Source organism: Streptomyces broussonetiae, assembly GCF_009796285.1.
GTDB lineage: Bacteria > Actinomycetota > Actinomycetes > Streptomycetales > Streptomycetaceae > Streptomyces > Streptomyces broussonetiae.
Genome location: NZ_CP047020.1, coordinates 7,107,664 through 7,133,208, shown reverse-complemented (window position 1 = coordinate 7,133,208; position 25,545 = coordinate 7,107,664). Strand labels below are relative to the sequence as shown.

Below are 25,545 nucleotides of genomic sequence, written 5' to 3'. Positions count from 1 at the left end.
TCGACAGCGTCGACCGTGCCCCCGTCCCCTGGTGCACGCCATCCCGCGCACCGGCGCTATCACCGCCACCTCCGGCGCCCTGCACGGCTCCTGAGGCGATGAGCAGCCCGGCGAGGGGGTGAGGGCGCAGGGTACGGACACGGCGGTGCACACCGTGTCACGGCCGGGCCCAAGGGGCGGGCGTCAGGCGAGGCCGGCGGACTTGAGCCAGGCCTTGGCGACGTCCAGCGGGTCCTTGTTCTGGGCCTGCACCTGGGTGTCCAGGTCCAGCAGGGTCGCCGTGTCGAGCTTGGCCGAGACCGCGTCGAGCGCGTCGACGCCCTTCTGCGGCAGGGCCTTCTTCTGGACGAGCGGCTGGACGTTCTCGAAGCCGAACAGGTTCTGCGGGTCCTGCAGAACGACGAACTTCTCCTTGGAGATGGTCGCGTCCGTGGTGAAGATGTCCGCGGCCTGCACCGCGTTCTTCTTCAGCGCCGCCTGGGTGAGCGGGCCGCCGGCGTCCAGCGCCCGGAAGGACTTGAACTGAAGGCCGTAGACGTCCTTGAGGCCCACCAGGCCCTGCTGGCGGGTCTGGAACTCGGGCGAGGCGCCCATGACCAGGTCCCCCGCGATGTCCTTCAGGTCGGCGATGGTGGACTTCGCGGTCAGGTGGTACTTCTGCGCGGTGGCCGCGTTGACCGTGACCGAGTCCTTGGACTGCGCCGCGGCGGGCTTCAGCATCGTCAGCTTCGAGTCCAGCTTGGCCTCGATGGCCGCCGTGGTGGCCTCGACCGTCTTGGGCTTCGCCTTCGGGTCGAGGTAGGCCAGCAGCGCCCCGTTGTACTCGGGCAGCACCTTGATGGAGCCGTTCTTGAGCAGCCCGTACGTGGTCTCGCGGCTGCCGATGTTCGGCTTGTACGTGACCTTGATGCCCTTGGCCTTGAGCGCCTCGCCGTAGATGTCGGCGAGCAGGGTGCTCTCGGGGAAGTTGTTGGAGCCGACGACGACGCTGTCGCCGCTCGCCTTGCTGTCCGTCAGGGGGTTGCCCGACTTGTCGCCGCTGGAGGAACAGCCCGCCAGCAGAGCCGTCGCCGCCACGAGGGCGACCGCCGCCGCGCCTCGGTTCCTCCGGATGGACCTGCTGATGCGGTTGTTGGAAGTCACCCACCGATCCAATCCAGCCGGTTCTCGGTCAGTCAAGGGCAACAGATCACCGATTGGCCTCGATCTGCGGTCAGTCGTGCACGCGGGACCGCCTTGGCACCGCCCCCTCAGTGGCTGCGCCGCACCCCCGGCGACACGGTGATCCGGGACACCGCCCAGAACAACACGAGGGTGACGAGGGCCAGTCCGGCGACCAGGGTGGCGCCGCCGACGACCTTCTCGTAGTTCTTCTGGTAGAGGCCGTCCATGATGTACCGGCCGAGGCCCCCGAGGCCGACGTAGGCGGCGATGGTGGCGGTGGAGACGAGCTGGATGGCCGCCGTGCGCAGGCCGCTCAGGATCAGCGGGAGCGCGACCGGCACCTCCACCTGGAACAGCACCCGCGCCTCGGACATGCCCATGCCCCGCGCGGCGTCCACCGGGGACGGTTCGACGGAGCGGACCGCCTCGTAGGTGGTGACCAGGATCGGCGGTACGGCGAGCACCACCAGCGGGATCATCACGGGCACCAGCCCGAAGCCGAGCCAGATGAACGTCAGCACCAGCAGACCGAACGTGGGCAGCGCCCGCCCGGCAGTGGCGATCAGCGCCAGGGTGTTGCCACCGCGGCCGTAGTGGCCGGTGAGCAGGCCGACCGGCAGACCGATCACGGCCGCGATCAGGAGGGCTTCCACCGAGAAACCGACGTGCTCGGCGAACCGGGTGGGGATGCCGTCGTAGCCGTGCCACTGGGCACTGTCGCTGAAGAAGGCGCGTGCGAAGTCGAGGACGTTCACCGGGCGGCACCCTTCCGCGGCATCCAGGGGGTCAGCAGCAGGCGGACCAGGACCAGTACGGCGTCGGCGAGGACGCCCAGCACGCCGATGGTCGCGACCGCCGTCACGGCGAGGGCGGGCCGGTGGTAGGTCTGGGCGTCCCAGAGCATGTTGCCGAGGGCACCCTGGTTGCCGATGAGCATGCCGACGCTGACCAGGGAGATGCTGGACACGGTGGCCACCCTGAGGCCCGCGATGATCGCGGGTACGGCGATGGGCAACTGGACCTGGAAGTAGCGGCGTACCGGCCCGAAGCCCATGGCCTGGGCCGCGGAGAGGGTCTGCGGCGGCACCGAGCGCACGCCGTCCACGATCGCCGGGACCAGCACCACCAGGCTGTACAGCGCGAGCGGGATCATGATCGTGGTCTCGCTCTGGCCGAAGTAGTCGATGAGCACGACGAAGAAGGCCAGCGAGGGGATGGCGTACAGGACGCTGGTGGCGCCGAGGACGGGCGGGTAGATCCAGCGGAAGCGCACACACAGCTGGGCCACGGGCAGCGAGACGATCAGTCCGGCCAGCACCGGCAGCAGGGCCTCGCGCAGATGCAGGCCGACCAGACCGAGGTAGCTGTGCTGGAGGTCGCTCGGCAGGTCGAAGAAGCCGCTCATCGCCCGGCCTTCACGTCGCTCGGCTCCGCGACCCGGCCGTGGGCCGCCCGGATCGCCTCGCCGATGACCTGCTGGGAGACCACGCCGACGGCACGTCCCTCGGCGTCCACCGCGACGGCCCGGCCGGTCGGCGAGAGCACGGCGCCGTCGAGCGCGGTGCGCAGCGAGTCGGTGCCGGGCACGAACGGGCGCCCGTGGTCGAGGAGTCGGGCCGGGTCGATGGCCCCGGCGGTGAGCCGGTCCGGCTCGCCCCAGCCGAGCGGCCTGCCGTCGGCGTCCGTGACGAGGAGGTAGGGGGCGTCGGCCCGGGCGGCGAGCTGCTCCGCGTCGGCGCCGATGCCCACGATCGGCGCGGTGTCCAACTCCAGTTCCGTGGAAGGGAAGAAGGACAGCCGGCGGATCCCGCGGTCGGCGCCGAGGAAGTCCTCCACGAAGGCGTCGGCGGGCGCGCTCAGCAGCTCGGCGGGCGGCGCGAACTGGGCGAGCCGGCCGCCGGTGCGCAGCACGGCGACCATCGTGCCCAGCTTGATCGCCTCGTCGATGTCATGCGTGACGAAGACGATGGTCTTGCCCAGTTCGTCCTGGATGCGCAGCAGTTCGTCCTGGAGCCCCTTGCGCACCACCGGGTCCACGGCCGAGAAGGGTTCGTCCATCAGCAGCACCGGCGGATCGGCGGCGAGCGCCCGGGCGACTCCGACGCGCTGCTGCTGGCCCCCGGAGAGCTGGTACGGGTACCGCTTGGCCAGCGCGGCGTCGAGGCCGACCCGTTCCATCAGCTCGGCGGCCCGGACCCGGGCCTGCTGCTTGGGCGTGCCGAGCAGGCGGGGCACGGTGGCGATGTTGTCGAGGATGGTGCGGTGCGGGAAGAGTCCGGCGTTCTGGATGACGTAACCCATCGAGCGGCGCAGGGTGTTGACCGGCTGCTGCCGGATGTCCGCACCGTCGAGGAGGATGCTGCCCTCGGTGGGCTCCACCATCCGGTTGATCATCCGCAGGGTCGTCGTCTTGCCGCAGCCGGAGGGCCCGACGAGGACGGTGATCGCACGGTCCGGTATCTCCAGGGAGAGTTGATCGACCGCGACCGTGCCGTCCGGGTACCTCTTCGTGACTGACTCTATCTGTATCAAAACGCCGAATACCCTTCGGGTTTGGCAGTTTTCCGCCCTTTTTCGGCCAAGGTCTTAGGTGCGCAGGCCGTTGCGGGGAGAGTCTAGACCGCGAGTGTTTCGGCGTTCCGGCAGGCGAATGGCTGGGCGATGGCAAACCCCGGCGTACGGACGACGCTCCGCTCGGCGTCGACCGCGAACACCTCGCAGCCGGGGCGGGCGGCGGCCCAGGCCGGGCCTTCGGCGCCGAGCGCGAAGGCGGCCGTGGCGGTCGCGTCGGCCTCGGTCAGCGTCGGAGCCAGCACGGTGAGGCTGAGCAGCCCGGTCGCCGGGCGTCCGGTGCGGCCGTCGAGGATGTGGTCGCCGCGCTCGTACCGCCCGGAGGTCGCCACCGCCGCGTCGGTGACCGCGAGGACGGCACAGACCTGGTCGGCCGCCTCCGGATGCCGTATCCCGACCCGCCACGGTCCGCCGGAGACGACCACGTCACCCCCGGCGTTGAGGCAGAACCGCCGCGCCCCGGCCGCCGAGAGCAGCCCGGCCGCCCGCTGCACCGACCAGCCCTTGACCACCGCACACGGGTCGAAGCCCCGCCCGGGCAGCCGTACGTCGAAGGCGCCGCCGGTCGCGGCCCGGTACCGCTCGCACAGGCCGAGGACCTCCCTCAGGTCCGCGCTCAGCTCGCCGTCCGCCAACTCCCCACGCCCGTAGCGGGACACCTCGCTGCCCGGAATGAACGGGCTGAACCGGGCGTCCGTTTCACGCAGCCATGCGAAGACGGCGTCCGCGGCCTCGGTGAGATCGCCCTCGTCGTCGATGCGCAGCGAGACGGGAAAGCCCATGACATGTTCGACACGCTGCACGTCAGGAGGCCTTGGCGTCGATTGCGGCCTGGAGGGACTCCCGGTATCCCTGACTCGTGATCGTGGCTCCGGACACCGAGTCGATGTGGGCGCTCTGCGCCTGCAGCGTCTCCTTGATCAGCTCCGGCACGGCCCACTTGGTCTGCGGATGGTGCGGGGCCTGCAGCATCCGCACGGAGGCGATCCGGTCGCCCCGGAAGGTCACCTCCACCTGGAAGACGCCCTTCACGGTGTCCACCGCGGTGCCCGGGACGACCTTCGAGGCCGCCGAGGACGGGGACGACGAGTGGGCCGAGGCGGCGGGCGAGGGGGCCGTGGAGGGCTCCACGGCCTGCGTCGTCGTGGTCGATGTCCCGGTCGACGGGTGATACCGCCACACCGGAATCAGACCCGCGGCGGTCAGGAGGAAGACGGGAATGGCTCGCTTCACGGTGGGACGCCCTCTCTCAGCCGGCCAGACTGAAACGCTCGAAATGGACCTGCCGCCCCGGCACATCCAGGTCCCCCAGGCTGCGCAGCACGGCGGTCATCATCCCGGGCGGCCCGCACAGGAAGACGTCCCGGTCGGCGATGTCCGGCACCATCCTGGCCAGTTCGCCGGGGGCGAGCCGGTCGGGCACGACGGGCCCGGTCACCAGGTGCAGCTCGGCGCCCTTGGCAAGGGCGAGGTCGCGCAGCTCGTCATGGAGGACGGCGTCCCGGTCGGCGGCCACCCGGTAGATGACCACGGCATGGCCCGCCAGGTCCTCCAGCAGCGCCCGGATGGGGGTGACGCCGACACCGCCGGCGATCAGCACGGCATCCGGGCGGGTGCGGTGCAGCGTGGTGAAGGCGCCGTACGGGCCCTCGGCGAAGACGCGGGTGCCCGGCGCGAGATGGCGCAGGCCGGCGCTGCCTGCGCCCACCGCCTTGACGGTCAGGCGCAGGGTACGGCCGTCCGGCGCGGCCGACAGCGAGAACGGGTTGGCCTGCCACCAGCGGTCCCTGGTGAGGAACCGCCACAGGAAGAACTGGCCGGCCCGCGCGGGCAGCCGGTCCAGGTCGCGGCCGGTGACGTAGACGGAGACGACGTCGTCCGACTCGGGCACGACCGCCTCGACGCGCAGCTGGTGCCGCAGGTTCCGCCACAACGGGAGCACCAGCCGGCCGAGGAGCACCGCGCCGAGGGCCACGCCCCACACCGTGTACCAGTACGTCTTCGCGGTGGACGAGGAGGTGAACGTCGTTCCGGCCGCGACCTGGTGGGTGAAGGCGAGGACCACGGCGACGTAGGTGTACAGGTGGATGAAGTGCCAGGTCTCGTAGGCGAGCCGGCGCCGGGCCCAGCGGGCCGAGACGGCGCCGATCACGACGATCAGCGACAGCGCGACGACGGCCCGCAGGACGCCCTCGGTGGTCTCGGCGAGGTTCACGAGCTGGTTCACCGGTCCCATCGAGGACGCCTGCGCGTAGCCGAAGGTGATGAACACGGCGTGGGTGAGCAGCGTCCACAGCACGCCGAAGCCGGTCCAGCGGTGCCAGGAGGTCAGCCGGTCCATGCCGATCCGGCGGTCCAGCCAGGGCAGCCGGGCCACCAGCAGCAGTTGGAAGGCCATGAGCAGGGCGCCGTACAGGCCGCACAGGCGGCCCAGCACGATCAGCGCGTTCGAGGCGAAGCCCGCCTGGACGAAGAACCAGGCGACCACCGCCGCGTTCGCGGCCAGCAGCGCGTACAGGCCGGTCCGGGCCACGATCCGGGGGCGGATCGTCGCGGGGACCGCGGGGCGGGTCTGGAGGGTCGTCACGGACGGCAGCTCCTTGATCGGGTCCTGGGTGACGAGCTTCGCCCGCGGATACTGTCGTTTTCCTGTCGGACGACTTTCACTTGAGTATCGATGCGACCGGCGGGGACGGGCACCTTGGAGAGAGCCGGACGGGTGCCGCAGGATGAGCGGGTGGAAAAAGTACGGCTGCTGGTCGTGGACGACGACCCGCCGTCGCCGACCTGGTGGCCACGGTCGCCCGGTACGAGGGCTGGGAGGCGCTCACCGCCTGCTCGGGCGAGGATGCGCTGCGCCGTGCCGCCGAGTTCCAGCCGGACATCGTGGTCCTGGACCTGATGCTGCCCGACGTGGACGGCTTCGGCGTGCTGGACCGGCTGCGCCGCTCGGGGACGATGGTGCCGGTCGTCTTCCTCACCGCCCGCGACGGCGTCGCCGACCGGGTCGCAGGCCTGACCCGGGGCGGGGACGACTATCTGGTCAAGCCGTTCGCCGTCGAGGAGCTGATGGCCCGGCTGCGCACCGTGCTGCGGCGCAGCGCCGGGCCCGGCTTCAAGCGCTCCGTCCTGCGGGTCGCCGCACTCACCCTGGACGAGGACACCCGCGAAGTGCGGCGCGGCGAGCGGCTGCTCGCGCTCACCCCGACCGAGTTCGAGGTGCTGCGCCATCTGATGCGCAAGTCGCCGGCGGTGCTGACCAAGGCGCAGCTCCTCGACCATGTCTGGGAGTACGGCTTCGGGGGCCGCTCGAACGTGGTGGAACTCGTGGTCAGCCGGCTGCGCCGCAAGCTGGACGGGCCGGACGAGGAGCCGCTGCTGCACACCGTGCGCGGTTCCGGGTACGTGGTCCGGCAGGCGGCCAGGTGATCGGCCGGCTGCGCGGGGCGTACGGCAGGCTTCGGCTCGGCACCCGGCTGGCACTCGGCCTGGGCGCGCTGTCCCTCGTGGTGTTCGCGGTGGTCGGCACGCCCCTGACCGCCTACATGCGCGGTTATCTGGAACGGCAGCTCGGCGAGCAGATGCGACTGGTGCAGGCCGTACAGACCAAGGACGCCTCCGCGCACGGCACGGTCGAACGCCAGCCGTACTACGGCTGGTACACGGCCGTCTACGACGTCTCCGGCGGCTCGGCGCGCTTGCGCACCCCCGCCGACGTGCCCGCCGACACCGCCCCGCTGAACGCCCTGGCCGAGACCCGCGCGCGCTCGTCGGCGGAGGTCTTCCGGACCGCGACCATCGCCGGCGAGGGCACCTACCGGCTGCGCGCCTGCGAGGTGGAGCCCGGCGTGGTCCTGGTGAGTGCGGCACCGCTGGCCGGCGTCGAGGCGACCGTGCGGCAGCTGATCACGGTCCAGGTGGTGGCGTTCGCGCTGGCCCTGCTCGCGTTCGTGGTCATCGGCCGCACGATGCTGCGCCGGGGTCTGCAACCGCTCAGCGACATGGCGCGCACCGCCCATGGGATCGCCTCGCACGATCTGACCGATCCGGCGGCCCGGCTGCCGCTGCGGGCCGACCGGAAGGGCGGCGGCCCCGAGGTGGAGGAGCTGCGCACGGCCTCCAACACGATGCTGGAGCACATCGACGACTCCCTCGGGGTGCGCGCGGAGGCCGAACAGCGGCTGCGCCGCTTCGTCGCGGACGCCTCGCACGAACTGCGCACCCCGCTGATGTCGGTGCGCGGCTACGCCGACCTGTTCCAGTACGCAGCCGCAACGAGCCGGCCGAACGCGACCGCCATCTGGCCCGGCTGCGCGCCGAGGCCGCCCGGATGGGCGTCCTCCTGGACGATCTGCTGCTGCTCGCCCGGCTGGACGCGGCCGAGGCCGAGGCGCCGCTGCGGTGCGCCGACACCGACCTGACGGAACTGGTGCGCGAGGCCGCGGACGCCTTCCGCGCGGGCCGTCCCGGACATCCGCTGACCGTCGAGACGGGTACCGCTCCCCTGCGGCTGCGCCTTGACCCCGTGCGGATCCGCCAGGTGCTGGACAACCTGCTCACCAACGCGGCCGTGCACACCCCGCCCGGGACGGAGGTGTCCGTGACGGTGGCGTCCGATGCCGCCGGCACGCGTGTGCAGGTCGCCGACACGGGCCCCGGAATCCCGGAGGCCGACCGGGAGCAGGTCTTCGACCGCTTCTACCGGATCGACAAGGCCCGCAGCCGGGACCGGGGCGGCAGCGGGCTGGGGCTGCAGGACGGCACGACGGTCTTCACGGTACGGCTGCCGGCCTGAAGGGCGCGGGCGACCGCGCGCCCCCGCCCACGGCCCCCGGCCCCCGGCCCCCGGCCAACACCCACCCCGCCCCTACCGCGAGGCCGCGTCGGCCGAAGCCGCCCGGCTGTACGGCCGCGCAGCCAGCGCAGCGACGTCGTCCTCCGCATGCCGGGCGTCCAGCCGCTCGAGGATGGTGTCCAGGACGTCGTCCAGCCCGTCCCCCGCGGGGAAGCGGACGGCGGACAGCCGGGCCAGGGAGTCGTCGATGTCCTCGCCGCGGCGTTCCACCAGCCCGTCGGTGAACAGCACGAGGGTCTGCCCGGGCGACAGCCGGTGGGTCGCCGACTCGTAGCCGCCGAGTCCGGTGCCCAGCGGCGGCCCCACGGGAACGGGCAGCAGCATGGCCTCGCCGTCGGTCGCGATGAGCACCGGCGGCAGATGGCCGGCGCTGGCCAGCGTGATCTGGCCCCGGCCGGGGTCGACGCTGGCCAGCAGACAGGTCGCGGGCCGGCGGTCGGCCTCCCGGGAGGAGATCTCGTCCATCTGCCGCAACACCCGGTGCGGGGGCAGGTCGGCGGAGGCGATGTAGCGCAACGAGGAGCGGTAGGCGTTCATGTCGACGGCGGCCTCGAGGCCGTGTCCCATGACGTCGCCGACGACCAGCAGGGTCCGCCCGAAGTGCAGCCGTACGGTCTCGCACCAGTCGCCGCCGACCAGGACACCGCCGCCTGCCGGAAGGTAGCGGATGGCGATGTCGAGGTTGGGGTGCGGGCGACCGGGCTCGGAGAGCAGGGCGCGTTGCAGGTCACCGGCGGTGCGGTTGACGGTCTCGTAGGCGCGCGCGTGCCGGATGTGGGAGGCGGCGCGCTCGGCGAGCAGGCTGAGCAGCTCGGCCTCCCAGGTGCGCAGCGGCTGGCCGGAGCGCGCCCACACCAGGACACCGTAGGTGTCCTCCCCGCTGGTCAGCGGCAGGCACAGGGCGGCCCGGGTGTGGGGTGCACCCGCGTACTCCAGCCAGTGCTGGACGGGCGCGCCGAGCGCCGGTGCACCCGCCTCACGGGCCACCGCGGTGGCCCAGCGGACGTCGGGCAGCGCATCGGCGTCCCCGGCGATCGCCTCGTAGCCGGAGACGGTCTTGTCGCTGCGACGCAGCACGGTGGCGGCGGTCCCGCCGGCCAGCCCCACGGCGGCCCGGGTCAGCTCACCGCAGGTCGTGGCCTCCTCGAGGGTGTTGCCGATCTCCGCCAGCGCATCGCGCAGCGCGGCGAGCCGCGCACCGGCCGTCGGGGCGTCGGTCTGCGCCGCCCGCGCGGCTGCCCCGGTTTTCGTGGACGTCAGAGCCTCCCCATCACCGCTGTCGGCGCGGCGGCGGCCGTCGGCAGCCAGCTGCCTACGGCGAGACTGGATCCAGCGCGCCACACCCAACACCCTCACAGAATCTCAAACTGGAGCAAATAGGGCACCGATCCCATTCCCCCCATCCGTCTCGCAGGGCCCTCAGGGCCCGCTGGTCCCCTCCTACGGCGGCTGTCCACCCCACGGCGGCTCCGACCAGACGCCGTCGGCGTCGGCCCCCTCGGCATACGGCGGAGGCGGTTTCGGCCGACCGTCCGGTTCGGGGGCGCCCGGGCGCTCCGGGTCCGTGATCGGCAGGACCAGCCGTACCGTCTCGTGGTACTCACGGCGCCACGCCCTGGCCCCGGCCGGCCGCACCAGCGCGCAGAAATCGCCCGCGGCCTCGGTGGCGCGGCCCGACCGGCACGGGAACCCGGAGGCCGGCCCCGCCGGACCGGTGCGGCCCGCGTCGGCCTGCTCGCGGAGGGCCACCGCCTGCGTGCGCTTCCCGGCCGCGGCCCGCGGGAAGGCGAGCACCAGGTGCGGGTCGAGGTCGAGGCAGCGGTCGTCCGTCGCGGCCTCGAGGAGGGCGCGGGCCGGAGGTGGGGCGGTCTCGCAGCCCTGGAGCTGCGCGGGGGCTGTGGCAAGGGACCGGGCCACCCGGCCCTTCCCGGCGTGCCGCAGCGCGAGGGCGGGCCGCGCGGCGCCGTCGGCGGCCTTCCGCTCGGGCGCGGCGAGCGCCGCGCCGTCGAACTCGTCCGGCACCGCGATCATCCGGGCCGTCGCCGGCTCCCGTACCCGCCCGGGCTCGTCGGCGGGCAGGGGGCCGTGGGTGCCGGCCGGCGTGGTGCACTCGAGCAGGTCGCCGCTCGACAGCGCGCCGCGGACGAGGACCGGTCCGGGCGCCGGACCGCTCGGCGGCCTGCGGAGCGCCGCGGCGGCCCGTTCCCCCCGTCCCGCGCCCGCTCCGGGGCAGGAGGGGACGACGTCCGGCCGGATCACGGGGTGCGGAGCGAGGTGTTCAAGGCCGCTCGGGAAGGCGTCCGGATCGGTCGGGGCGGGGCGCCACGGCCGTCGGCCGCGCCCACCCGGCAGCCGTAAGGCCTCTCGCGCGGTGCTGGTCTTGCCGACCGACAAGAATCCGGCCGGCACCGGCACTCCTCCGTGTCCCGAGGCCGCGTCCTCGACCCGGACCGCGAGCCGGACCGCGAGCCGGTCGTCGTGCGGCCGGGGGCCATGGCCGGGTAACCGCGGCGCCCGGGGCATGGCGCCGGGCGCACCGCGCGACATCCGCGCGGCTCGGCGAGGTGCGAGCAGCGCGGCGCCCGCATCGTCGTGGCCGTCCGTCCCCACGCCCGTCGCCCCTCCCGCTCCCGCGCCCGTATCCGGCGTTGCTCATCTTCGACCGACCGAAGCCTTTCGGACATGCCTTTTGCAAGATTCGGCGCGTCTGTTGATCCGCTTCATTCCGTGGCGTCACGGGATCGCCACTGTACGGGCGCCGCCGACGGCGCGGCGCCCGGTCGGTCGTGCGCTCTCAGTCCTCGGCGGGCGCCAGGCGCAGCGAGATGGAGTTGATGCAGTACCGCTGGTCGGTGGGGGTCGCGTAGCCCTCGCCCGCGAAGACGTGCCCGAGGTGGGAACCGCAGCGGGCACAGCGCACCTCGGTGCGGACCATGCCGTGGGACCGGTCCTCGACCAGTTCCACCGCCTTGCTCTCCTTCGGGTCGTAGAAGGACGGCCAGCCGCAGTGCGACTCGAACTTGGTGTCCGAGGTGAACAGTTCGGCGCCGCAGGCCCGGCAGGAATAGACGCCTTCGGTCTTGGTGTCCGTGTACTCACCGGTGAAGGCCGGCTCGGTGGCGGCCTGGCGCAGCACGGCGTATTCGTCCGGCGCCAGCTCCGTGCGCCACTGCTCGTCCGGCTTCTCGACGTCGTACGACATGAGCCTCAGCCCCTTTACTGCTGCGACAGGCGGTCCAGAATCAGCGGGCCCAGGTCGGTCACGTCGCCCGCGCCCATGGTCAGAACCAGCTCACCGGGCTTCGCCATTCCCGCGATGACGCCGGGGATCTCGGCCTTGTCGTGCACGGCGGTGACGTCGGCGCCCGCGGCCCGCGCGGCCTCGACGATCAGCTCGCTGGTGACACCCGGGATCGGGTCCTCGCGGGCCGGGTAGATGTCGAGGACCACCGAGGCGTCGGCGAGGGCCAGCGCCTGGCCCATCTCCTTGCCCAGTTCCTGGGTGCGCGAGAACAGGTGCGGCTGGAACACGACGAGGATGCGGGAGTCACCGGCGGCGGCGCGCATGGCCTCCAGGTCGGCGGTCATCTCGGTCGGGTGGTGGGCGTAGGAGTCGATGACCTGGACGCCGGCCGCCTCGCCCTTGAGCTGCAGGCGCCGCTTGACCCCGGTGTAGGCGGCGAGCGCGGGCGCCAGTTCCGCGGCCGGGATGCCGAGGGCGGCACCGGCGGTGAGCGCGGCGACGGCGTTGAGGGCGTAGTGCCGGCCGGGCACGGAGACGGTGAAGGTCAGCTCCTGCCCGTCGAGCAGGACGGTGACCCGGCTCTTGAGTCCCTGCGGTACGACGGCGCTCACGCGCACGTCGGCGTCCTCGGCCTCGCCGTACGTCACGGTCCGCACCGAGCCCGCGAGCCGCCGGGTCAGCTCCCGCGCCCCCTCGTGGTCGCCGGAGATCACCAGAGTGCCGCCGGGCACGATCTTCCCGGCGAAGGTCTCGAAGGACTCGTAGATCTCGTCCATCGAGGCGTAGTTGGCGTGGTGGTCCAGCTCGACGTTGAGGACGATGGCGACCTCGGGCGCGTACTTGTGGAAGCTGCGGTCCGACTCGTCCGCCTCGGCGACGAAGATGTCGCCCGCGCCGTGCAGCGCGTTGGAGCCGGGCACGTCCAGGTCGCCGCCGATCGCGTACGACGGCTTCAGGCCCAGCTCGCCGAGCGAGACCGCCAGCATCGAGGTGGTCGTGGTCTTGCCGTGGGTACCGGCCACGGCGATCGGGCGCAGCCCCTCCATCAGCGCGGCGAGCGCGTCGGAGCGGTGCACCACCGGGATGCCCAGCTCGGCCGCGCGGGCCAGCTCGGGGTTGTCGCTGCGGATCGCCGAGGACACGACGACACAGCTCGCGTCGTCGGCGAGGTGCTCCGCCGCGTGCCCGATGTGCACGGTGACACCGAGCGCCCGCAGCGCCTCGGCGGTCGCCGACTCCTTGGCGTCGCTGCCGGCCACCGCGGCCCCGCGCTGGGCGAGGATCTTGGCGATCCCCGACATCCCGGCGCCGCCGATGCCGATGAAGTGCGGTCGGTCCATGGCGGTAGGAAGGCCGGGTGCCATGCGTTCTTCTCCCAAGTACGGTGCGGGCTGGAGCAGGCCTAGCCTATGCCGACCCGAAGGGGCGCGGGGAACGGCGCGAGCAACCACGACGCACCCGCACCCGCCGACGCGCACCCGCCCCCACGGCACCTAGGCCTTGCTGTGCGAGAACAGCTTCAGCACCGGCACACCCACCTTGTGCCGGGCCCGGGACGCCCAGTCCCGGTGGAAGAACTCCTCCACGTAGTGCGGATCGGTCAGCACGATCACCTCGTCCGCGGACACCTCGGCGACCAGCTCCTTCAGCGCGTCCAGCGGATGGTCCTCGACCAGGCGGCCCTCCGCCCGGCTGCCGGCGGCCCGCAGCGCCTGCAACGAGACGTCCAGGGCCTGCTGTCCGATCCCGCGCGCCTGCTCGCCCTCCGGCGTCTCCCGTTCGCGCACCGCCTCGTCGAGTTCACCGAGCGCGATGTCGTCGATGGCCCGCAGCAGGCGGTCCGCCTGGTCGCCGCGCGGCTGGAGGAGCACGTGAAAAGTGACCTGCTCGTCCCCGTGCAAGGTGGTGACGAAGTCCACGTCGGCGGACGTCAAGGCCTTCTCGATCATCAGAACGCTTGTGAACACCAAACGCCTCTTCTCCTCCGGGGGCCTCACCAGACCCCTGCGGAAACCATCCTGCCCCGTGATCGCACGGATTGTGCCGGACTAAGTCTGCCCCCCGGGAGCAAAGCGGAGCAGTATATTCCGGTTATTTCAGGACCGACGGTATCGGCCGAACAGGAACCCGGCCTCCTCAAGGAGGGACGCGAGTTCGAACCGGCGCGGCACGGCGACCGGCGGGCCCCCGGCGATGCGCTGCGCACTCCCCGCGGTGAGCATCGGCGAGAGGGTCAGACACAGCTCGTCCAGGACGTCGGCGGCGATCAGCTGACCGAGCAGCCGGGGCCCGCCCTCGGTGAGCAGCCGGGTGTGGCCGAGGCCGGCCAGGGCGTGCACCGCGCGCGCGGGGTCGATGCCCCTGCCCGCCCCGGCGACCACCACCTTGGCGCCGGCCTTCTCGGCTGCGGCGACGCGGTCCGGGGCGGCGTCGGCCCCGGTCAGGATCAGTGTGGGCACCAGGGGCGAGGTGAACAGCGGGAGCGAGAAGTCCAGGTCCAGGCTCGCGGTGACGATCGCGATCGCCGGCGCGGGGGCCTGTCCGGCGGCCGCGCGGGCGCCGGCGAACTCGGCACGCGCGCGTGCCGGGCGGTATCCCTCCTGCCGTACCGTTTCCGCACCCACCACGACGACGTCGGCAAGCGCCCGCAGGGTGCCGAAGACGCGCATGTCGGCGGCGCAGGAGATGGGCTGCGAACGCCCGTCGTGCTGGGCGGCGCCGTCCAGGGTGGAGACCATGTTGGCGCGCAGCCACGGCTTGGGTCCGCCCGGCCCGGGCAGCGGATAGGCGTAGGCGGCGGCCAGCTCGGCGAGGGTCCACTCCCGGTCGACGGGCGGGGCGGGCCGATCCGGCCCGGCGGCACCCCCGGTTCCCCCGACACGCTCACCCCCACCGGAGGCCTGGGCTGCTGTTTCGTCGGTCACAGGGAACAGGCGTCGCATGTCGTGCAGTGTGGCACGGCGCTTAGCATGGGTGACCGTGTCGTCCTCCACCGCCGCCCCCGGATCCAGCCCCCTGACCGACGCGGGCCCCCTCTCCCTGTGCGCCCGCGAGCCGTACGTACCCGCGGACCGGCTGGTCGCCGAGATGGTGCCGCCACCGCGCTTCGACTCGGTCCGCTTCTCGACGTACATACCGGACCCGAACCAGCCCAGCCAGACCGAGGCGGTGACGGTGCTGGAGGGCTTCGCCGCCGGGCTCGGCGGGGCGCACGCCTCCGGCGCCGGCAAGCGCGGCTTCTTCGGCTTCGGCAGGACCAGGGCGCCTCGGACGCCGGCCGGCCCGCGCGGGGTCTACCTGGACGGCGGCTACGGCGTCGGCAAGACCCATCTGCTCGCCTCCCTGTGGCACGCCACCCCCGCCGAGCCCTCGCGCAAGGCGTTCGGCACCTTCGTGGAGCTGACGAACCTGGTCGGCGCCCTCGGCTTCCAGCAGACGGTGCAGACCCTCTCCGGCCACAGCCTGCTGTGCATCGACGAGTTCGAGCTGGACGACCCGGGCGACACGGTCCTGGTGTCGACCCTGCTCGGCAAGCTGGTCGAGGCGGGCGTCGCGCTCGCCGCCACCTCCAACACGCTGCCGGGCAAGCTGGGCGAGGGCCGGTTCGCCGCCGCCGACTTCCTGCGCGAGATACAGGGGCTGTCGGCCCGCTTCCGCACCCTGCGCATCGACGGCGAGGACTACCGGCACCGCGGCCTGCCCGAGGCCCCCAAGCCCTTCACCGACGAAGAGGTGACGAAGGCGGCGTACGCCACCGAGGGCGCCTCGCTGGACGACTTCCCGCATCTGCTGGAACACCTGGCCAAGGTTCACCCGAGCCGGTACGGCGCGCTGACCGACGGGGTCCGGGCCGTGTGCCTGACCGGCGTGGAGCCGGTTCCGGACCAGTCGACGGCGCTGCGGCTCGTGGTGCTCGCGGACCGGCTCTACGACCGCGAGGTCCCGGTGCTGGCCTCGGGTCTGCCGTTCGACCGGCTGTTCAGCGAGGAGATGCTGAAGGGCGGCTACCGCAAGAAGTACTTCCGCGCGATCTCCCGGCTCACCGCGCTGGCCCGTGACGCCAAGGGGCTCGTCACCCCGTAGGCAAGAGTCGGATTCCGGCCACGCGACCGGCACTTTTCACGCTCTCTTGCGCTCGTAACGCGCTGTTAACCCTGCAAAGGACTTTGCAGGGTTAACGTGTTTCTTGACCAGTCATTGACCAATGCTTGGCGCATTCGAGAGGCGTGAACTTCCGGAAGGAGGGCGCATGTTCCGAGGTACGACGGCCCGGACCACGCTCGCCTCCCTTGCCGTCACCCTGCTCACCCTGTTGCTCTTCGCGCCTGCGGAAACCTTCACATCCGCGCACACCCTCGGTGAAGCGACGGCCAAGGCCCAGATCGGAACGACGTCGTCCGAACTGCCGGTGCGCGACGAGACGGACACGGTCCTCGGCTCCACCTCCCGCCGCACGCAGGAGCACCCGCTCATAACCGGCCGGGCCGCCGTTACCGACACGCCGGGCACCCCCGGCGCCGTCGACCGGCGCGCCCCGAGACCCTCCAGAGCCCACACCACGGCGGCGCTCCAGGTCTTCCGCTGCTGACAGCCGGTCAGCACCGGCCCGGTCACCGGGCCTTCCCCTCACCACCACGATCCCCCACCACCGTCGTTCAAGTCCGACGCGCCCGTGCAGGCGCGCCAGGAGGAACCCACACACATGCAGCCCCTCATCGACAACGCCCGTACCTTCGGACAGCGCCCTGAGGAGTTCGCCAAGCTCGCCGAGGGCCAGTGCCCGCAGGTGCTCTTCATCACCTGCTCCGATTCCCGGGTCGTCCCGGCCCTGATCACGGGCGCCCGCCCCGGCGAACTGTTCGAGCTGCGCACCGCAGGCAACATCGTCCCCCCGCACACCTCGCAGCAGCCTACGAGCGAGGCCGCCACCATCGAGTACGCCGTCGAGGTGCTCGGCGTGCGCGACATCGTCGTCTGCGGCCACTCGCACTGCGGCGCGGTCGGCGCGCTGGTGCGCGGCGACGACCTGACCGCCGTACCGGCCGTGCGCGACTGGCTCGCGCACGCCACCCCGCGCCCGGCCGGTGCGGCCGAGGACCCGGAGGTCGCCGAGGGCGTGCAGGCCCATGTGCTGACCCAGCTGCTGCGGCTGCGCTCGTACCCGTGCGTCGCACGGAAGCTGACGGAGGGCCGGCTGGGCCTGCACGCCTGGTACTACGAGGTGCACACCGGCGCCGTACGGGCGCACCGCCCGCAGACCGACACCTTCGAGTCCCTGTGAGCGCGCCCATGACCGGCAGGAACACCCTCATATCCCGTTTCCCGTACATGCGGCAGGACTTCGCCGCCTCCCTCGTCGTCTTCCTGGTCGCGCTGCCGCTGTGCGTCGGCGTGGCCGTCGCCTCCGGTGTCCCGGCCGAACTCGGCCTGGTCACCGGCATCGTGGGCGGCCTCGTCACCGGGCTGATGCGCGGCAGCAGCCTGCAGGTGTCGGGGCCGGCCGCCGGCATGACCGTGCTCGTCTTCGAGGCGGTCAAGGAGTTCGGCCTGCCCGTGCTCGGCGTGATCGTGCTCGCCGCCGGGGCGATCCAGGTGGCCATGGGCCTGCTCAAGCTCGGCCGCTACTTCCGTGCCATCTCGGTCTCCGTCGTGGAGGGCATGCTGGCCGGAATCGGTCTGGTGCTCATCGCCGGGCAGCTGTACCCGGCGCTGGCGGCCAAGGCACCCGACTCCGGCCTGGGCAAGATCGCCGGGCTGCCCGGGGCGCTCCGGGACGCCCTCGGCGACGGCACGGGCCTGTCCTCGCTCGCCGTGGCCGCGGGCACGGTCGCCGTGCTGCTCCTGTGGAAGCACGCCCCGGCGGGGGTGCGCACGGTGCCCGGCCCGCTGGCCGCGGTCGGTCTCGCCACCCTGGCCGCGCTCGCGCTGGACCTGCCGGTGGCCACCGTCCAGGTGCAGGGCCTGCTGGGCTCGATCCAGCCGCCGCCGCTCAGTGCCTTCGGTGAACTCGCGGGTGTCGGGGTGCTCGGCACGGTGGTCGCCTTCACCCTGATCGCCTCCGCCGAGTCGCTGTTCAGCGCGGCGGCCGTGGACCGGCTGCACCCGGGGCCGCGCACCGCGTACGACAAGGAGCTGATCGCCCAGGGCACCGGCAACGCGGTGTGCGGGCTGCTCGGCGCGCTGCCGATGACCGCGGTGATCGTGCGCAGCGCGGCCAACGTCCAGGCGGGTGCCCGCACCAAGGCCTCCCGGGTCCTGCACGGTGTGTGGCTGCTGCTGTTCGCCGCGCTGCTGCCCGGCGTGCTGGCCTGGATCCCCGTCCCCGCGCTCGCGGGCATCCTGATCCACTCCGGCGCCAAGCTGGTGCCCGTCCGGGCGCTGGCGGGGTTGTGGCGCGAGCAGCGCGGTGAAGCGCTGGTCCTGGCCGTGACCGCGGTCTCGATCGTGGCGGTCAGCATGTTCGAGGGCGTGCTGATCGGCCTGGCGCTGGCGGTGGTCAAGACCGCCTGGGAGGCCTCGCACGTCAAGCTGGAGGTGATCGACAAGGGGGCGGGCCCGGTCGACGCCCTTCTCTCGGGCAACGCGACCTTCCTGCGGCTGCCGAAGATCCTCGACAGCCTGGAGTCCCTCCCCCAGGACCGCCCGGTCCGCCTCGACCTGTCCGGCCTCCACCACCTGGACCACGCCTGCCGTACGGCCCTGGAGAACTGGGCCGCACGCCACAGCGCGGCCGGCACGGAACCGGTGAAGGTCACGGCGGCACAGGCCGCCTGACCACCACCGCCCAGGCTGTCCGACGGTCACCAAACGGGCCGCCCGACGGCCGCAGTCCCCGGGCCGGGGTGCCGACGCCCCTCGGCATCCCGGTCCGGTCTGCCGGGACCCCTCGGCAGACCGGCCCAACCGGCTTATGGTTACAGCAGCGGACAAAAGCAGACCTCTCCGTGAGGAGGTCACCATGCTCTCGGAGTTGCTGGGCGCCATCGCGGCGGCAGGTTCCGCCGGTGTGATCTATCTGGCGATGGCGGCACGGGTCGTCAAGCAGTACGAACGCGGCGTGCTCTTCCGGCTCGGCCGGGTCGCCGGAGACGAGCGCTCGCCGGGCCTGACCCTGGTGATCCCGTTCGTGGACCGGCTGCACAAGGTCAACATGCAGATCGTCACGATGCCGATCCCGGCCCAGGAAGGCATCACCCGCGACAACGTCACCGTACGGGTGGACGCGGTCGTCTACTTCCGCGTGATCGACCCGACCAGTGCCCTGGTGAAGGTCGAGGACTACAAGTTCGCGGTGTCGCAGATGGCCCAGACGTCGCTCAGGTCGATCATCGGCAAGAGCGACCTGGACGATCTGCTGTCCAACCGCGAGAAGCTCAACCAGGGCCTGGAGCTGATGATCGACAGCCCGGCCGTCGGCTGGGGCGTCCAGGTCGACCGCGTCGAGATCAAGGACGTCTCGCTGCCGGACACCATGAAGCGGTCCATGGCCCGTCAGGCCGAGGCCGACCGGGAGCGCCGGGCCCGGATCATCAACGCGGACGCCGAACTCCAGGCCTCCAAGAAGCTCGCCGAGGCCGCCCAGCAGATGGCCGACACACCCGCCGCCCTCCAGCTGCGGCTGCTGCAGACGGTGATGGCGGTGTCGGCCGAGAAGAACTCCACGCTGGTCCTGCCGATCCCGGTGGAGCTGCTGCACTTCCTGGAGCGCGGCAACAACGCACCGCCCGCGTCGGACAGTGACGGAGGGCCGCGTTCCGGCTAGCGTGCCGGGCATGCGTAAGAGCGTGGCGGCCCTGGTGGCCGCGCTGGCCTGCGTCGCGGGATGCGGAGGCGGGGGAGGCAGGGGTGACACCAGCTCTTCGCCGACGGCCGCCGCCCGCATCACCGTCACGAGCACCGCGTACGCCGACGGCGGTACGATCCCGCGCCGCTTCACCTGCGACGCCGCGAACGTCTCACCGCCGCTCGCCTTTTCCGGCGTGCCCGCGCACACCGCCTCCCTGGCCCTGCTCCTGCAGGACCGGAGCGCCCCGCACGGTGCGTTCACGCACTGGCTGGTGTGGGGCATCGACCCGCACACCACCCGTCTGCCGGCGGGAGGACACCCACCGGGTGCGACCGAGGGCCGCAACGACTTCCGCACACCGGGCTACGGCGGCCCCTGCCCGCCCCGGGGCGACCGGCCGCACCGCTACGTCCTCACGGTGTACGCCACCGACGGCCGCCTGTCGCTCACCGCGCAGGCGAGCCGGGACGATCTCCTTCGTGCCTTGTCGGGCCACACCCTGGCCACGGGAACGCTGACCGGTCGTTACGGCCGCTAGCCGGGTGACCGTACTGCCGCGCCACGCCATACATCGACATATAAGCCTACATTTCGCCGTACGTTCGTACGGTGATCCCACCAGCACGTCGTATCACCGCCGTCTGTGTCCTGGGGGCGGCGCTCGCCGCCTGCGGCAGTGCGGACGGTGCCCGCCACGACCGGACCGAGGCCACCGTCTCCATCTCCCCGCCCGCCCCGCGTCCGCCCGTGCTCGCGCCGGGTCCCGGCGGTCTGACCCCGGTCTTCGAGCACGGCCCGCGCACCCTGGGCAGGACCGTCGCGCTGACCTTCGACGCCGACATGACCACCGCCGAGGGACCCCGTGCCGCCGCCGGCGAGCACTTCGACAATCCGGATCTCATCGGCACCCTGCGCGCACTGAAGGTCCCGGCGACCGTCTTCATGACCGGCCGGTGGGCGGACGAGTACCCGACCGAGGCCCGCAGCCTCGGCCACGACCCGCAGTTCGAGGTCGCCAACCACTCCTACGGCCACAACGCGTTCACCGACGACTGCGACGGCCTGCCGTCCGTCCCCGCCGCCGAGATGCGCTCGGACGTGGCCCGGGCGTACGCCTCCCTGCGCAAGGCGGGGGTGCCGCGCCCGATGCCGTACTTCCGTTTCCCCGGCGGCTGTTACGACCGGCAGGCGCTGCGCGCGCTCAACGAGGTCGGGGTCACCGCGGTGCAGTGGGACGTGGTGAGCGGCGACACGTCCGCCAAGGACGCCGACGCGGTCACCCGGCAGGTGCTGGACGAGGTGCAGCCCGGCTCGGTGGTCGTCATGCACTGCGTCCTCAGCACCGCCCCGACCACCACGCAGGTCGTCCGCACGGTCGTACCGGAACTGCGCAGGCGCGGCTACCGGTTGGTGAAGGTCTCCGAGCTGATCGGGCAGAGCAACGGGCACCGTTGAGCGCACCGCCCGCTCAGGGTGAGCGACGGGCGCTGAGGCCTGCGGCAGTGGCGAAGGCGGCGGCCGTGAGCAGGGCCGCCCCGGCCGGCGGCAGCAGCGGCACCGCGACCCGGCCGGTCTGCGAACCGGTGACCAGTCCGCTGACCGCTGCCTGCGCCGGGGAGCCGGTGAGCACCACCGCCAGCAGGGCGCCCAGGAGCATCGCGGGCACCGCACGGCCGGTGGAACACAGCACCGGCCGGTTGGTGAGCGCGCCGACGGCCGCGCCGAGCAGCGCGCAGGCGAGCGTGGCGGGCAGCCCGGCCGCGGCGGCCTTCAGCGCGGGAACGTGGATGTGGTGGTCGTCGCTCGCCGGGGCGCTGATCAGTGTCACCACCACGGTCGCCAGCACGCCGAGCGCCACCGCCGCGAGCAGCGCGGTCAGCAGACAGGCGAGGTGGGCCCGCGCGGGGCCGCGCGCGGCGGCGACACAGGCGCGGGCCGCGTCCGGCTCACCGGTGACACAGATCCGCACCAGCCAGGCGGCCACCGGGAGCAGACCGGCGGCCGTGTAGCCGAGCGAGCTGAGAACGGGCTGGCCGCTCTGCACACCGATCCCCAGGAACGCGGCGTACAGGATCACCGGCGGCAGCCAGCGCTGGGAGCGCACCAGCAGGTCGGCCTGGTAGCGCAGGAGTGCGGTCATGGGCGGCTTCCGAGGTCGGCCGACGGTGGGTCGTCGTCGGAGGGTGGGGTGACGCTCACCACGTGCCAGGGCGGGCGGGCCGTGAGCAGGGCGCGCAGCAGGACGTCCGAGTGGGAGGCGGGTACGGCGAGACGGTAGCTGCCGGGGGTGGGCTCCTCGGCGGTGGTGACGGTACGGGTCGCGTCGGGCGGCAGCGCCCCGCCGGCCGGCCCCTGCACGGTGACCTGGGCGAGCGGTCCGGCCGGTGAACTCCCGCCGCCCGTACGGCGCTCGAGCCCGCCGTCGCGCACGGTGTACGTGGCGTCCGGTGCTCCGGCCAGCCGGCGCGGGTCGTGGTCGACGAACACCACGGCACCGCCGGCGGCGGTCCGTTCGGCCACCGCCCGCTCCAGCTCGGCCCGCGCCGCCGCGTCCAGGCCGGTCCAGGCCTCGTCCAGCACCAGCAGCTCCGGTTCGCCGAGCAGGGCCTGGGCGACGGCGACCTTCTGGCTGCTGCCCTTCGACAGCCGCGCCATCGGGGTGTCGGCGTGGGCACCCGCGCCGAACCGTTCCAGCCAGGTGCCCGCAGTGCGCCGCGCGGTCGTGCGGCTCAGGCCGTGCACGGTGCCGAGGTGGGTGAGATAGCCGAGGGCCGTGAAGGGCAGCGCCGAGGGGAAGCGTTCGGGGACGTACGCCGTGCGCGGGCGGCCGGTGACCCGGCCCTCCGTCGGCGTGTCCAGGCGGGCGAGGAGGCGGAGCAGGGTGGACTTCCCGGTGCCGTTCGCTCCTTCCATGCGGGTGAGGGTTGCGGGTGCGATGGTGAGGTCGACGCCTCGTAACACCCAGGGGCCGCGGATGCCGTAGCGGCGGCCTACGCCGATCAGTCGTAGGTCACGTTGCATGGGGCGATTTTGTCCGCTCTTGCCGTCGGAGCTGATCAGGGGTCCGGTCCGCAAGACGTTCTCGGCCGGTTGCGCCCTTTAAGGTTGGCTGACGTGAGCCCTGATGCCATGCCCCCGAGTGACAGCCGGGACGAAGCGCCGCAGTTCGTCCTTCCCCTCGTCGTGCGGATCGAGCGCGCTGCGCCGCCCGCCCGCACCGACGCGCTGGAGACGGCCGCCCGGGCCGTGCTCGTGCTGCTCGCGGACGAGCGGGCGGCCGGTGACGGCGAGTGGGCCGAGGCGGTGCGGAACTGGGAGGACGCGCGGATCCGCAAGGTCGTACGGCGGGCCCGGGGCGCCGAGTGGCGGCGGGCCGAGGCGCTGCCCGGGATCACGGTGACCGGGAAGGCCGCGCAGGTGCGGGTCTTCCCGCCGGTCCCGCTGGACGGCTGGCCCAAGGACCTGGCCAAGCTCCAGGTGTCCGGCACCGAGCTGGACGACCCGGAGCCGCCCGTCGCGGCGGAGTCGGCGCAGCCGGTGCTGTGGCTGAATCCTGCTCTGGAGATGTCGGCCGGAAAGACCATGGCCCAGGCGGGGCACGGCGCCCAGCTGGCCTGGTGGGCACTGCCCGCGGCGGAGCGCACGGCCTGGCGGGACACGGGCTTCGCGCTCTGCGTCCGCACGGCGGACCCCGCCGACTGGGCCCGGCTGACCGGCAGCGGGCTGCCGCTCGTGCGGGATGCCGGCTTCACGGAGATCGCACCGGGCAGCTGCACGGTCGTCGCCGACCATCCGGCGTTGCGCCAAGGCGTGTCTGATGGCTGAGGCAGCACATATCCATCGCTGGGGGCTGTTCACGTAGCCGCTTCCAGGAGGCGTCCGGCACAGGCCTCGACAGGACGGGCGCCCGGGGCGAGGGCCGGCAGGGGAAATGGGTCGTCCTCAGGACGCGCCCCGAAACCGATGCGCCCCAGCAGCGCCGGCAGCGGTCTGCGCAGTCGGCGCCGGTCGGACGCCGAGGGCGGCCGCACGGGGAGCGTCGAGGACGGCGACGCGGGGAGCGCCGAGGACGGCGGCGCGTGGGGCACGGGTGTAGAGCCACCCGCGCGTGACGACCGGCTTCAGGCCGTCCGAGGGATCGGAGCGCGACATCGGAGCGCGACGTCGGTGCGGGACGTCGGAGCGCGACATCAGCGCGCGACATCGGTGCGGGACGTCGGAGCGCGACATCGGTGCGCGACATCGGTGCGCGACATCGGTGCGAGACATCGGTGCGCGACGTCGGATCGGCGTTGTGGAGGAGGTTGTAGAGGAGGAGGCCGGCGGGTGCGCCGCCGCTGGTGGCCCTGCGCCACACCTCCGGGGCCCGCGGAAGGCGGCGCGCGCGAGGGTGGCGGGGGCAGACACGCTCCCGGTCGACGCCGCACGGCCGCGGCCAGGGGCCCACTGTCCTGCGTCACGCCCAGTCCATGCTCCCCGACGCCCAGCACCTCTTCGGGGCCGCCGGCCCCGGCGATCCCGGCGTTCCCGACCGCTCCTGGACCTGGTCACCACCGGGGACCGCGACCGGACCACGACGGCCCTGCGTGCGCCGGCGGCGGCGCTGGTCCCCGCACGTCCGTGAGCGGACCGCCGGACCTCCGCTCCCGTCGGCGCAAAGGCCCCGGCCCCGCAGTGCCCGGGCCGCGGACGGCGGGCACTGCGGGAACGGGCACTGCGGGGACGGCCGGTGCGGGTCGGGCGCCCAGGGCGTGGACCATGTTGACGACGGCGGTCATCTGCGGTGCGCTCTTCACGGCGTAGTCGGAGCCGGTGTATCCGAACCAGTCCCAGCAGCCCTGCGGATTGACGGGCCAGACGCTGGAGACGGCCTGCGGGTAGAGCACGACCAGGTTGTTGGTGTCGGCGTAGGTGTCGATGTTGCTCTTCTCGGCGAAGGCCGTGCCCAGGAGTTGCTGGGCGGACAGACAGCCGTGCAGGGCCACCACCAGTTTGCAGGGCGCGCCGTTCGCGCAGGCCGGCGGGAGATAGAGCTGCCCGGTGGAGTCCATGGACAGGGCGCGGGCAGAGCCGCCGGGCGCGTAGGCGTTCTGGTCGAAGTACGTGAGGGTGCCCCTGGGAGCGCCGGTGTTCGGCGGGTTGACCCCGCCGAGCCAGGCAGTGAGCATCTCCTGCTCCGGGTCGTCGTGACAGTTGTTCAGGAACGGCGGCAGAGTGAGGGCGCAGGGGACGACGCCGTCAGGAGTGGGCCACGAGTGTCCGGCCGGGTCCCGGTCGTGGTAGGTGACGTCCGCGCCGAAGTGCTCGTAGAAGTCGACGCCGGCCCGGGAGACCAATGGGTTGACCACCGGGTCGAGAGTGCCGTGGTACGCGTAGACCGGTTTGCCCCGCAGGTTCGCGACCGGGTCGATGCGGCCCTCGGACGCCCAGTCCTCGGCCTGCCGCTCCAGGTCGCCGACGCCCAGGCCGAGGTCACAGGTGACGAACTCGATCACATGCCCCTGGCCGCAGTCGTAAGGCCCGGCGGCGACGATGCCGGCGCCGTCGAAGGTGCCGGAGTAGGCGACCTGGAGCTGGGTGGCCATGAAGCCGCCGGAGGAGACGCCGGTGACGTAGGTGCCGGTGATGTTCAGGTCCGGCAGCGGCGGGGCGGCGGCCCGGGCGGATGCGGCCGGGCCGCCGGCCGCGAGGGCGAGTGCGGCGCCGAGGGCGGCGAGAGCCTGCGCGGCTCTGCGCGGGGAGCGGAATCTCATGGAGCACACTCCGAGGGATGGGTGGAGGGGGTGGGGAGTGCAACCAGGCTGCTGATTCCAACCAATCGATTGGTTGTTTTCTGACGCGTCGTGAGCCACCATCCGGCTTCTGCGTTACGGTGTCAACCAATCGATTGGTTGGAAAATTCGCCGAGTTGGCACCCCGCCGAGC

General features: G+C 72.7%; 24 protein-coding genes and 2 pseudogenes. 10 read left to right on the top strand and 16 right to left on the bottom strand.

The features are described 5' to 3' along the window. Positions 1-183: 183 nt before the first annotated feature. From GQF42_RS32820 to GQF42_RS32790, 7 genes are all read right to left on the bottom strand, one after another. Positions 184-1,143 (bottom strand): ABC transporter substrate-binding protein, encoded by a 960-nt coding sequence (locus tag GQF42_RS32820; RefSeq protein WP_158925965.1) that lies wholly within the window; start codon positions 1,141-1,143, stop codon positions 184-186. A 107-nt stretch (positions 1,144-1,250) separates the two neighbouring features. Beyond that, the gene (locus tag GQF42_RS32815) at positions 1,251-1,919 is read right to left on the bottom strand and encodes an ABC transporter permease (protein ID WP_158925963.1); all 669 of its coding nucleotides are present in this window, start codon (positions 1,917-1,919) and stop codon (positions 1,251-1,253) included. Then, entirely contained in the window at positions 1,916-2,569 is a 654-nt protein-coding gene (locus tag GQF42_RS32810) for an ABC transporter permease (protein ID WP_158925961.1), read from the bottom strand. Before GQF42_RS32810 ends, GQF42_RS32815 begins: the two co-directional genes overlap by 4 nt. After that, complete coding sequence (locus GQF42_RS32805) at positions 2,566-3,696, bottom strand: ABC transporter ATP-binding protein (RefSeq protein ID WP_199272881.1); 1,131 nt, start codon at positions 3,694-3,696, stop codon at positions 2,566-2,568. Before GQF42_RS32805 ends, GQF42_RS32810 begins: the two co-directional genes overlap by 4 nt. 83 nt (positions 3,697-3,779) lie before the next feature. Next, positions 3,780-4,538: an FAD:protein FMN transferase gene (locus tag GQF42_RS32800; RefSeq protein ID WP_158925959.1), complete on the bottom strand. Its 759-nt coding sequence runs from the start codon at positions 4,536-4,538 to the stop codon at positions 3,780-3,782. Between the two features lies 1 nt (position 4,539). Next, positions 4,540-4,968, bottom strand: a complete 429-nt coding sequence (locus tag GQF42_RS32795) for an FMN-binding protein (protein ID WP_158925957.1) — start codon at positions 4,966-4,968, stop codon at positions 4,540-4,542. Positions 4,969-4,984: 16 nt separating this feature from the next. Then, positions 4,985-6,322 carry a ferredoxin reductase family protein gene (locus GQF42_RS32790; RefSeq protein WP_158925956.1) on the bottom strand — a complete coding sequence of 446 codons (1,338 nt, stop codon included), beginning with the start codon at positions 6,320-6,322 and terminating at the stop codon, positions 4,985-4,987. Between the two features lie 174 nt (positions 6,323-6,496). On the opposite strand from GQF42_RS32790, the pseudogene GQF42_RS32785 reads away from it, so the two are divergent. Both GQF42_RS32785 and GQF42_RS32780 read left to right on the top strand, forming a co-directional pair. Then, positions 6,497-7,164, top strand: a pseudogene (locus GQF42_RS32785) (response regulator transcription factor). Continuing rightward, positions 7,161-8,530 (top strand): annotated as a pseudogene (locus tag GQF42_RS32780) (sensor histidine kinase). Before GQF42_RS32785 ends, GQF42_RS32780 begins: the two co-directional pseudogenes overlap by 4 nt. A gap of 72 nt (positions 8,531-8,602) precedes the next feature. On the opposite strand, the gene GQF42_RS32775 reads toward GQF42_RS32780, so the two are convergent. The 6 genes from GQF42_RS32775 to GQF42_RS32750 all read right to left on the bottom strand — a co-directional run bounded on the left by GQF42_RS32775 (position 8,603) and on the right by GQF42_RS32750 (position 14,776). Next, on the bottom strand, positions 8,603-9,931 hold the full coding sequence (locus GQF42_RS32775; RefSeq protein ID WP_233273525.1) for a PP2C family protein-serine/threonine phosphatase: 1,329 nt from the start codon (positions 9,929-9,931) through the stop codon (positions 8,603-8,605). A gap of 99 nt (positions 9,932-10,030) precedes the next feature. Next, on the bottom strand, positions 10,031-11,200 hold the full coding sequence (locus GQF42_RS32770) for a hypothetical protein (RefSeq protein WP_158925954.1): 1,170 nt from the start codon (positions 11,198-11,200) through the stop codon (positions 10,031-10,033). 184 nt (positions 11,201-11,384) lie between these two features. After that, a complete protein-coding gene (gene msrB, locus GQF42_RS32765; protein ID WP_158925952.1) occupies positions 11,385-11,792 on the bottom strand; it encodes a peptide-methionine (R)-S-oxide reductase MsrB in 408 nt (135 codons plus the stop codon). 14 nt (positions 11,793-11,806) lie between these two features. Then, positions 11,807-13,198, bottom strand: coding sequence for a UDP-N-acetylmuramate--L-alanine ligase (gene murC, locus GQF42_RS32760; RefSeq protein WP_158925950.1), 1,392 nt, complete (start codon positions 13,196-13,198; stop codon positions 11,807-11,809). A 129-nt stretch (positions 13,199-13,327) separates the two neighbouring features. After that, a complete protein-coding gene (locus GQF42_RS32755) occupies positions 13,328-13,801 on the bottom strand; it encodes an indole-3-glycerol phosphate synthase (protein ID WP_199272880.1) in 474 nt (157 codons plus the stop codon). A gap of 129 nt (positions 13,802-13,930) precedes the next feature. Beyond that, complete coding sequence (locus GQF42_RS32750) at positions 13,931-14,776, bottom strand: pyrimidine reductase family protein (protein WP_158925946.1); 846 nt, start codon at positions 14,774-14,776, stop codon at positions 13,931-13,933. A 37-nt stretch (positions 14,777-14,813) separates the two neighbouring features. On the opposite strand from GQF42_RS32750, the gene zapE reads away from it, so the two are divergent. The 7 genes from zapE (at position 14,814) to GQF42_RS32715 (ending at position 21,075) form a co-directional block, all read left to right on the top strand. Then, positions 14,814-15,917 carry a cell division protein ZapE gene (gene zapE, locus GQF42_RS32745; RefSeq protein WP_158925944.1) on the top strand — a complete coding sequence of 368 codons (1,104 nt, stop codon included), beginning with the start codon at positions 14,814-14,816 and terminating at the stop codon, positions 15,915-15,917. A gap of 166 nt (positions 15,918-16,083) precedes the next feature. Then, positions 16,084-16,422, top strand: coding sequence for a hypothetical protein (locus GQF42_RS32740; RefSeq protein WP_158925942.1), 339 nt, complete (start codon positions 16,084-16,086; stop codon positions 16,420-16,422). Positions 16,423-16,536: 114 nt separating this feature from the next. Continuing rightward, positions 16,537-17,115, top strand: coding sequence for a carbonic anhydrase (locus GQF42_RS32735; RefSeq protein ID WP_158925940.1), 579 nt, complete (start codon positions 16,537-16,539; stop codon positions 17,113-17,115). An 8-nt stretch (positions 17,116-17,123) separates the two neighbouring features. After that, the gene (locus GQF42_RS32730; RefSeq protein WP_158925938.1) at positions 17,124-18,608 is read left to right on the top strand and encodes a SulP family inorganic anion transporter; all 1,485 of its coding nucleotides are present in this window, start codon (positions 17,124-17,126) and stop codon (positions 18,606-18,608) included. A 184-nt stretch (positions 18,609-18,792) separates the two neighbouring features. Next, entirely contained in the window at positions 18,793-19,596 is an 804-nt protein-coding gene (locus GQF42_RS32725) for a slipin family protein (protein WP_158925936.1), read from the top strand. Positions 19,597-19,606: 10 nt separating this feature from the next. Next, complete coding sequence (locus GQF42_RS32720) at positions 19,607-20,158, top strand: YbhB/YbcL family Raf kinase inhibitor-like protein (protein ID WP_158925934.1); 552 nt, start codon at positions 19,607-19,609, stop codon at positions 20,156-20,158. A 71-nt stretch (positions 20,159-20,229) separates the two neighbouring features. After that, positions 20,230-21,075 (top strand): polysaccharide deacetylase family protein, encoded by an 846-nt coding sequence (locus GQF42_RS32715; protein ID WP_158925932.1) that lies wholly within the window; start codon positions 20,230-20,232, stop codon positions 21,073-21,075. Positions 21,076-21,088: 13 nt separating this feature from the next. Here GQF42_RS32715 and GQF42_RS32710 read toward each other — a convergent pair whose 3' ends face one another. Then, positions 21,089-21,760, bottom strand: coding sequence for an ABC transporter (locus GQF42_RS32710; protein ID WP_158925930.1), 672 nt, complete (start codon positions 21,758-21,760; stop codon positions 21,089-21,091). Continuing rightward, the gene (locus GQF42_RS32705) at positions 21,757-22,641 is read right to left on the bottom strand and encodes an ABC transporter ATP-binding protein (protein ID WP_158925928.1); all 885 of its coding nucleotides are present in this window, start codon (positions 22,639-22,641) and stop codon (positions 21,757-21,759) included. Before GQF42_RS32705 ends, GQF42_RS32710 begins: the two co-directional genes overlap by 4 nt. 108 nt (positions 22,642-22,749) lie before the next feature. On the opposite strand from GQF42_RS32705, the gene GQF42_RS32700 reads away from it, so the two are divergent. Continuing rightward, complete coding sequence (locus GQF42_RS32700) at positions 22,750-23,445, top strand: aminoacyl-tRNA hydrolase (protein ID WP_158930839.1); 696 nt, start codon at positions 22,750-22,752, stop codon at positions 23,443-23,445. Positions 23,446-24,167: 722 nt separating this feature from the next. Here GQF42_RS32700 and GQF42_RS32695 read toward each other — a convergent pair. After that, positions 24,168-25,373: an extracellular catalytic domain type 2 short-chain-length polyhydroxyalkanoate depolymerase gene (locus GQF42_RS32695; RefSeq protein WP_158925926.1), complete on the bottom strand. Its 1,206-nt coding sequence runs from the start codon at positions 25,371-25,373 to the stop codon at positions 24,168-24,170. Positions 25,374-25,545 lie beyond the last annotated feature (172 nt).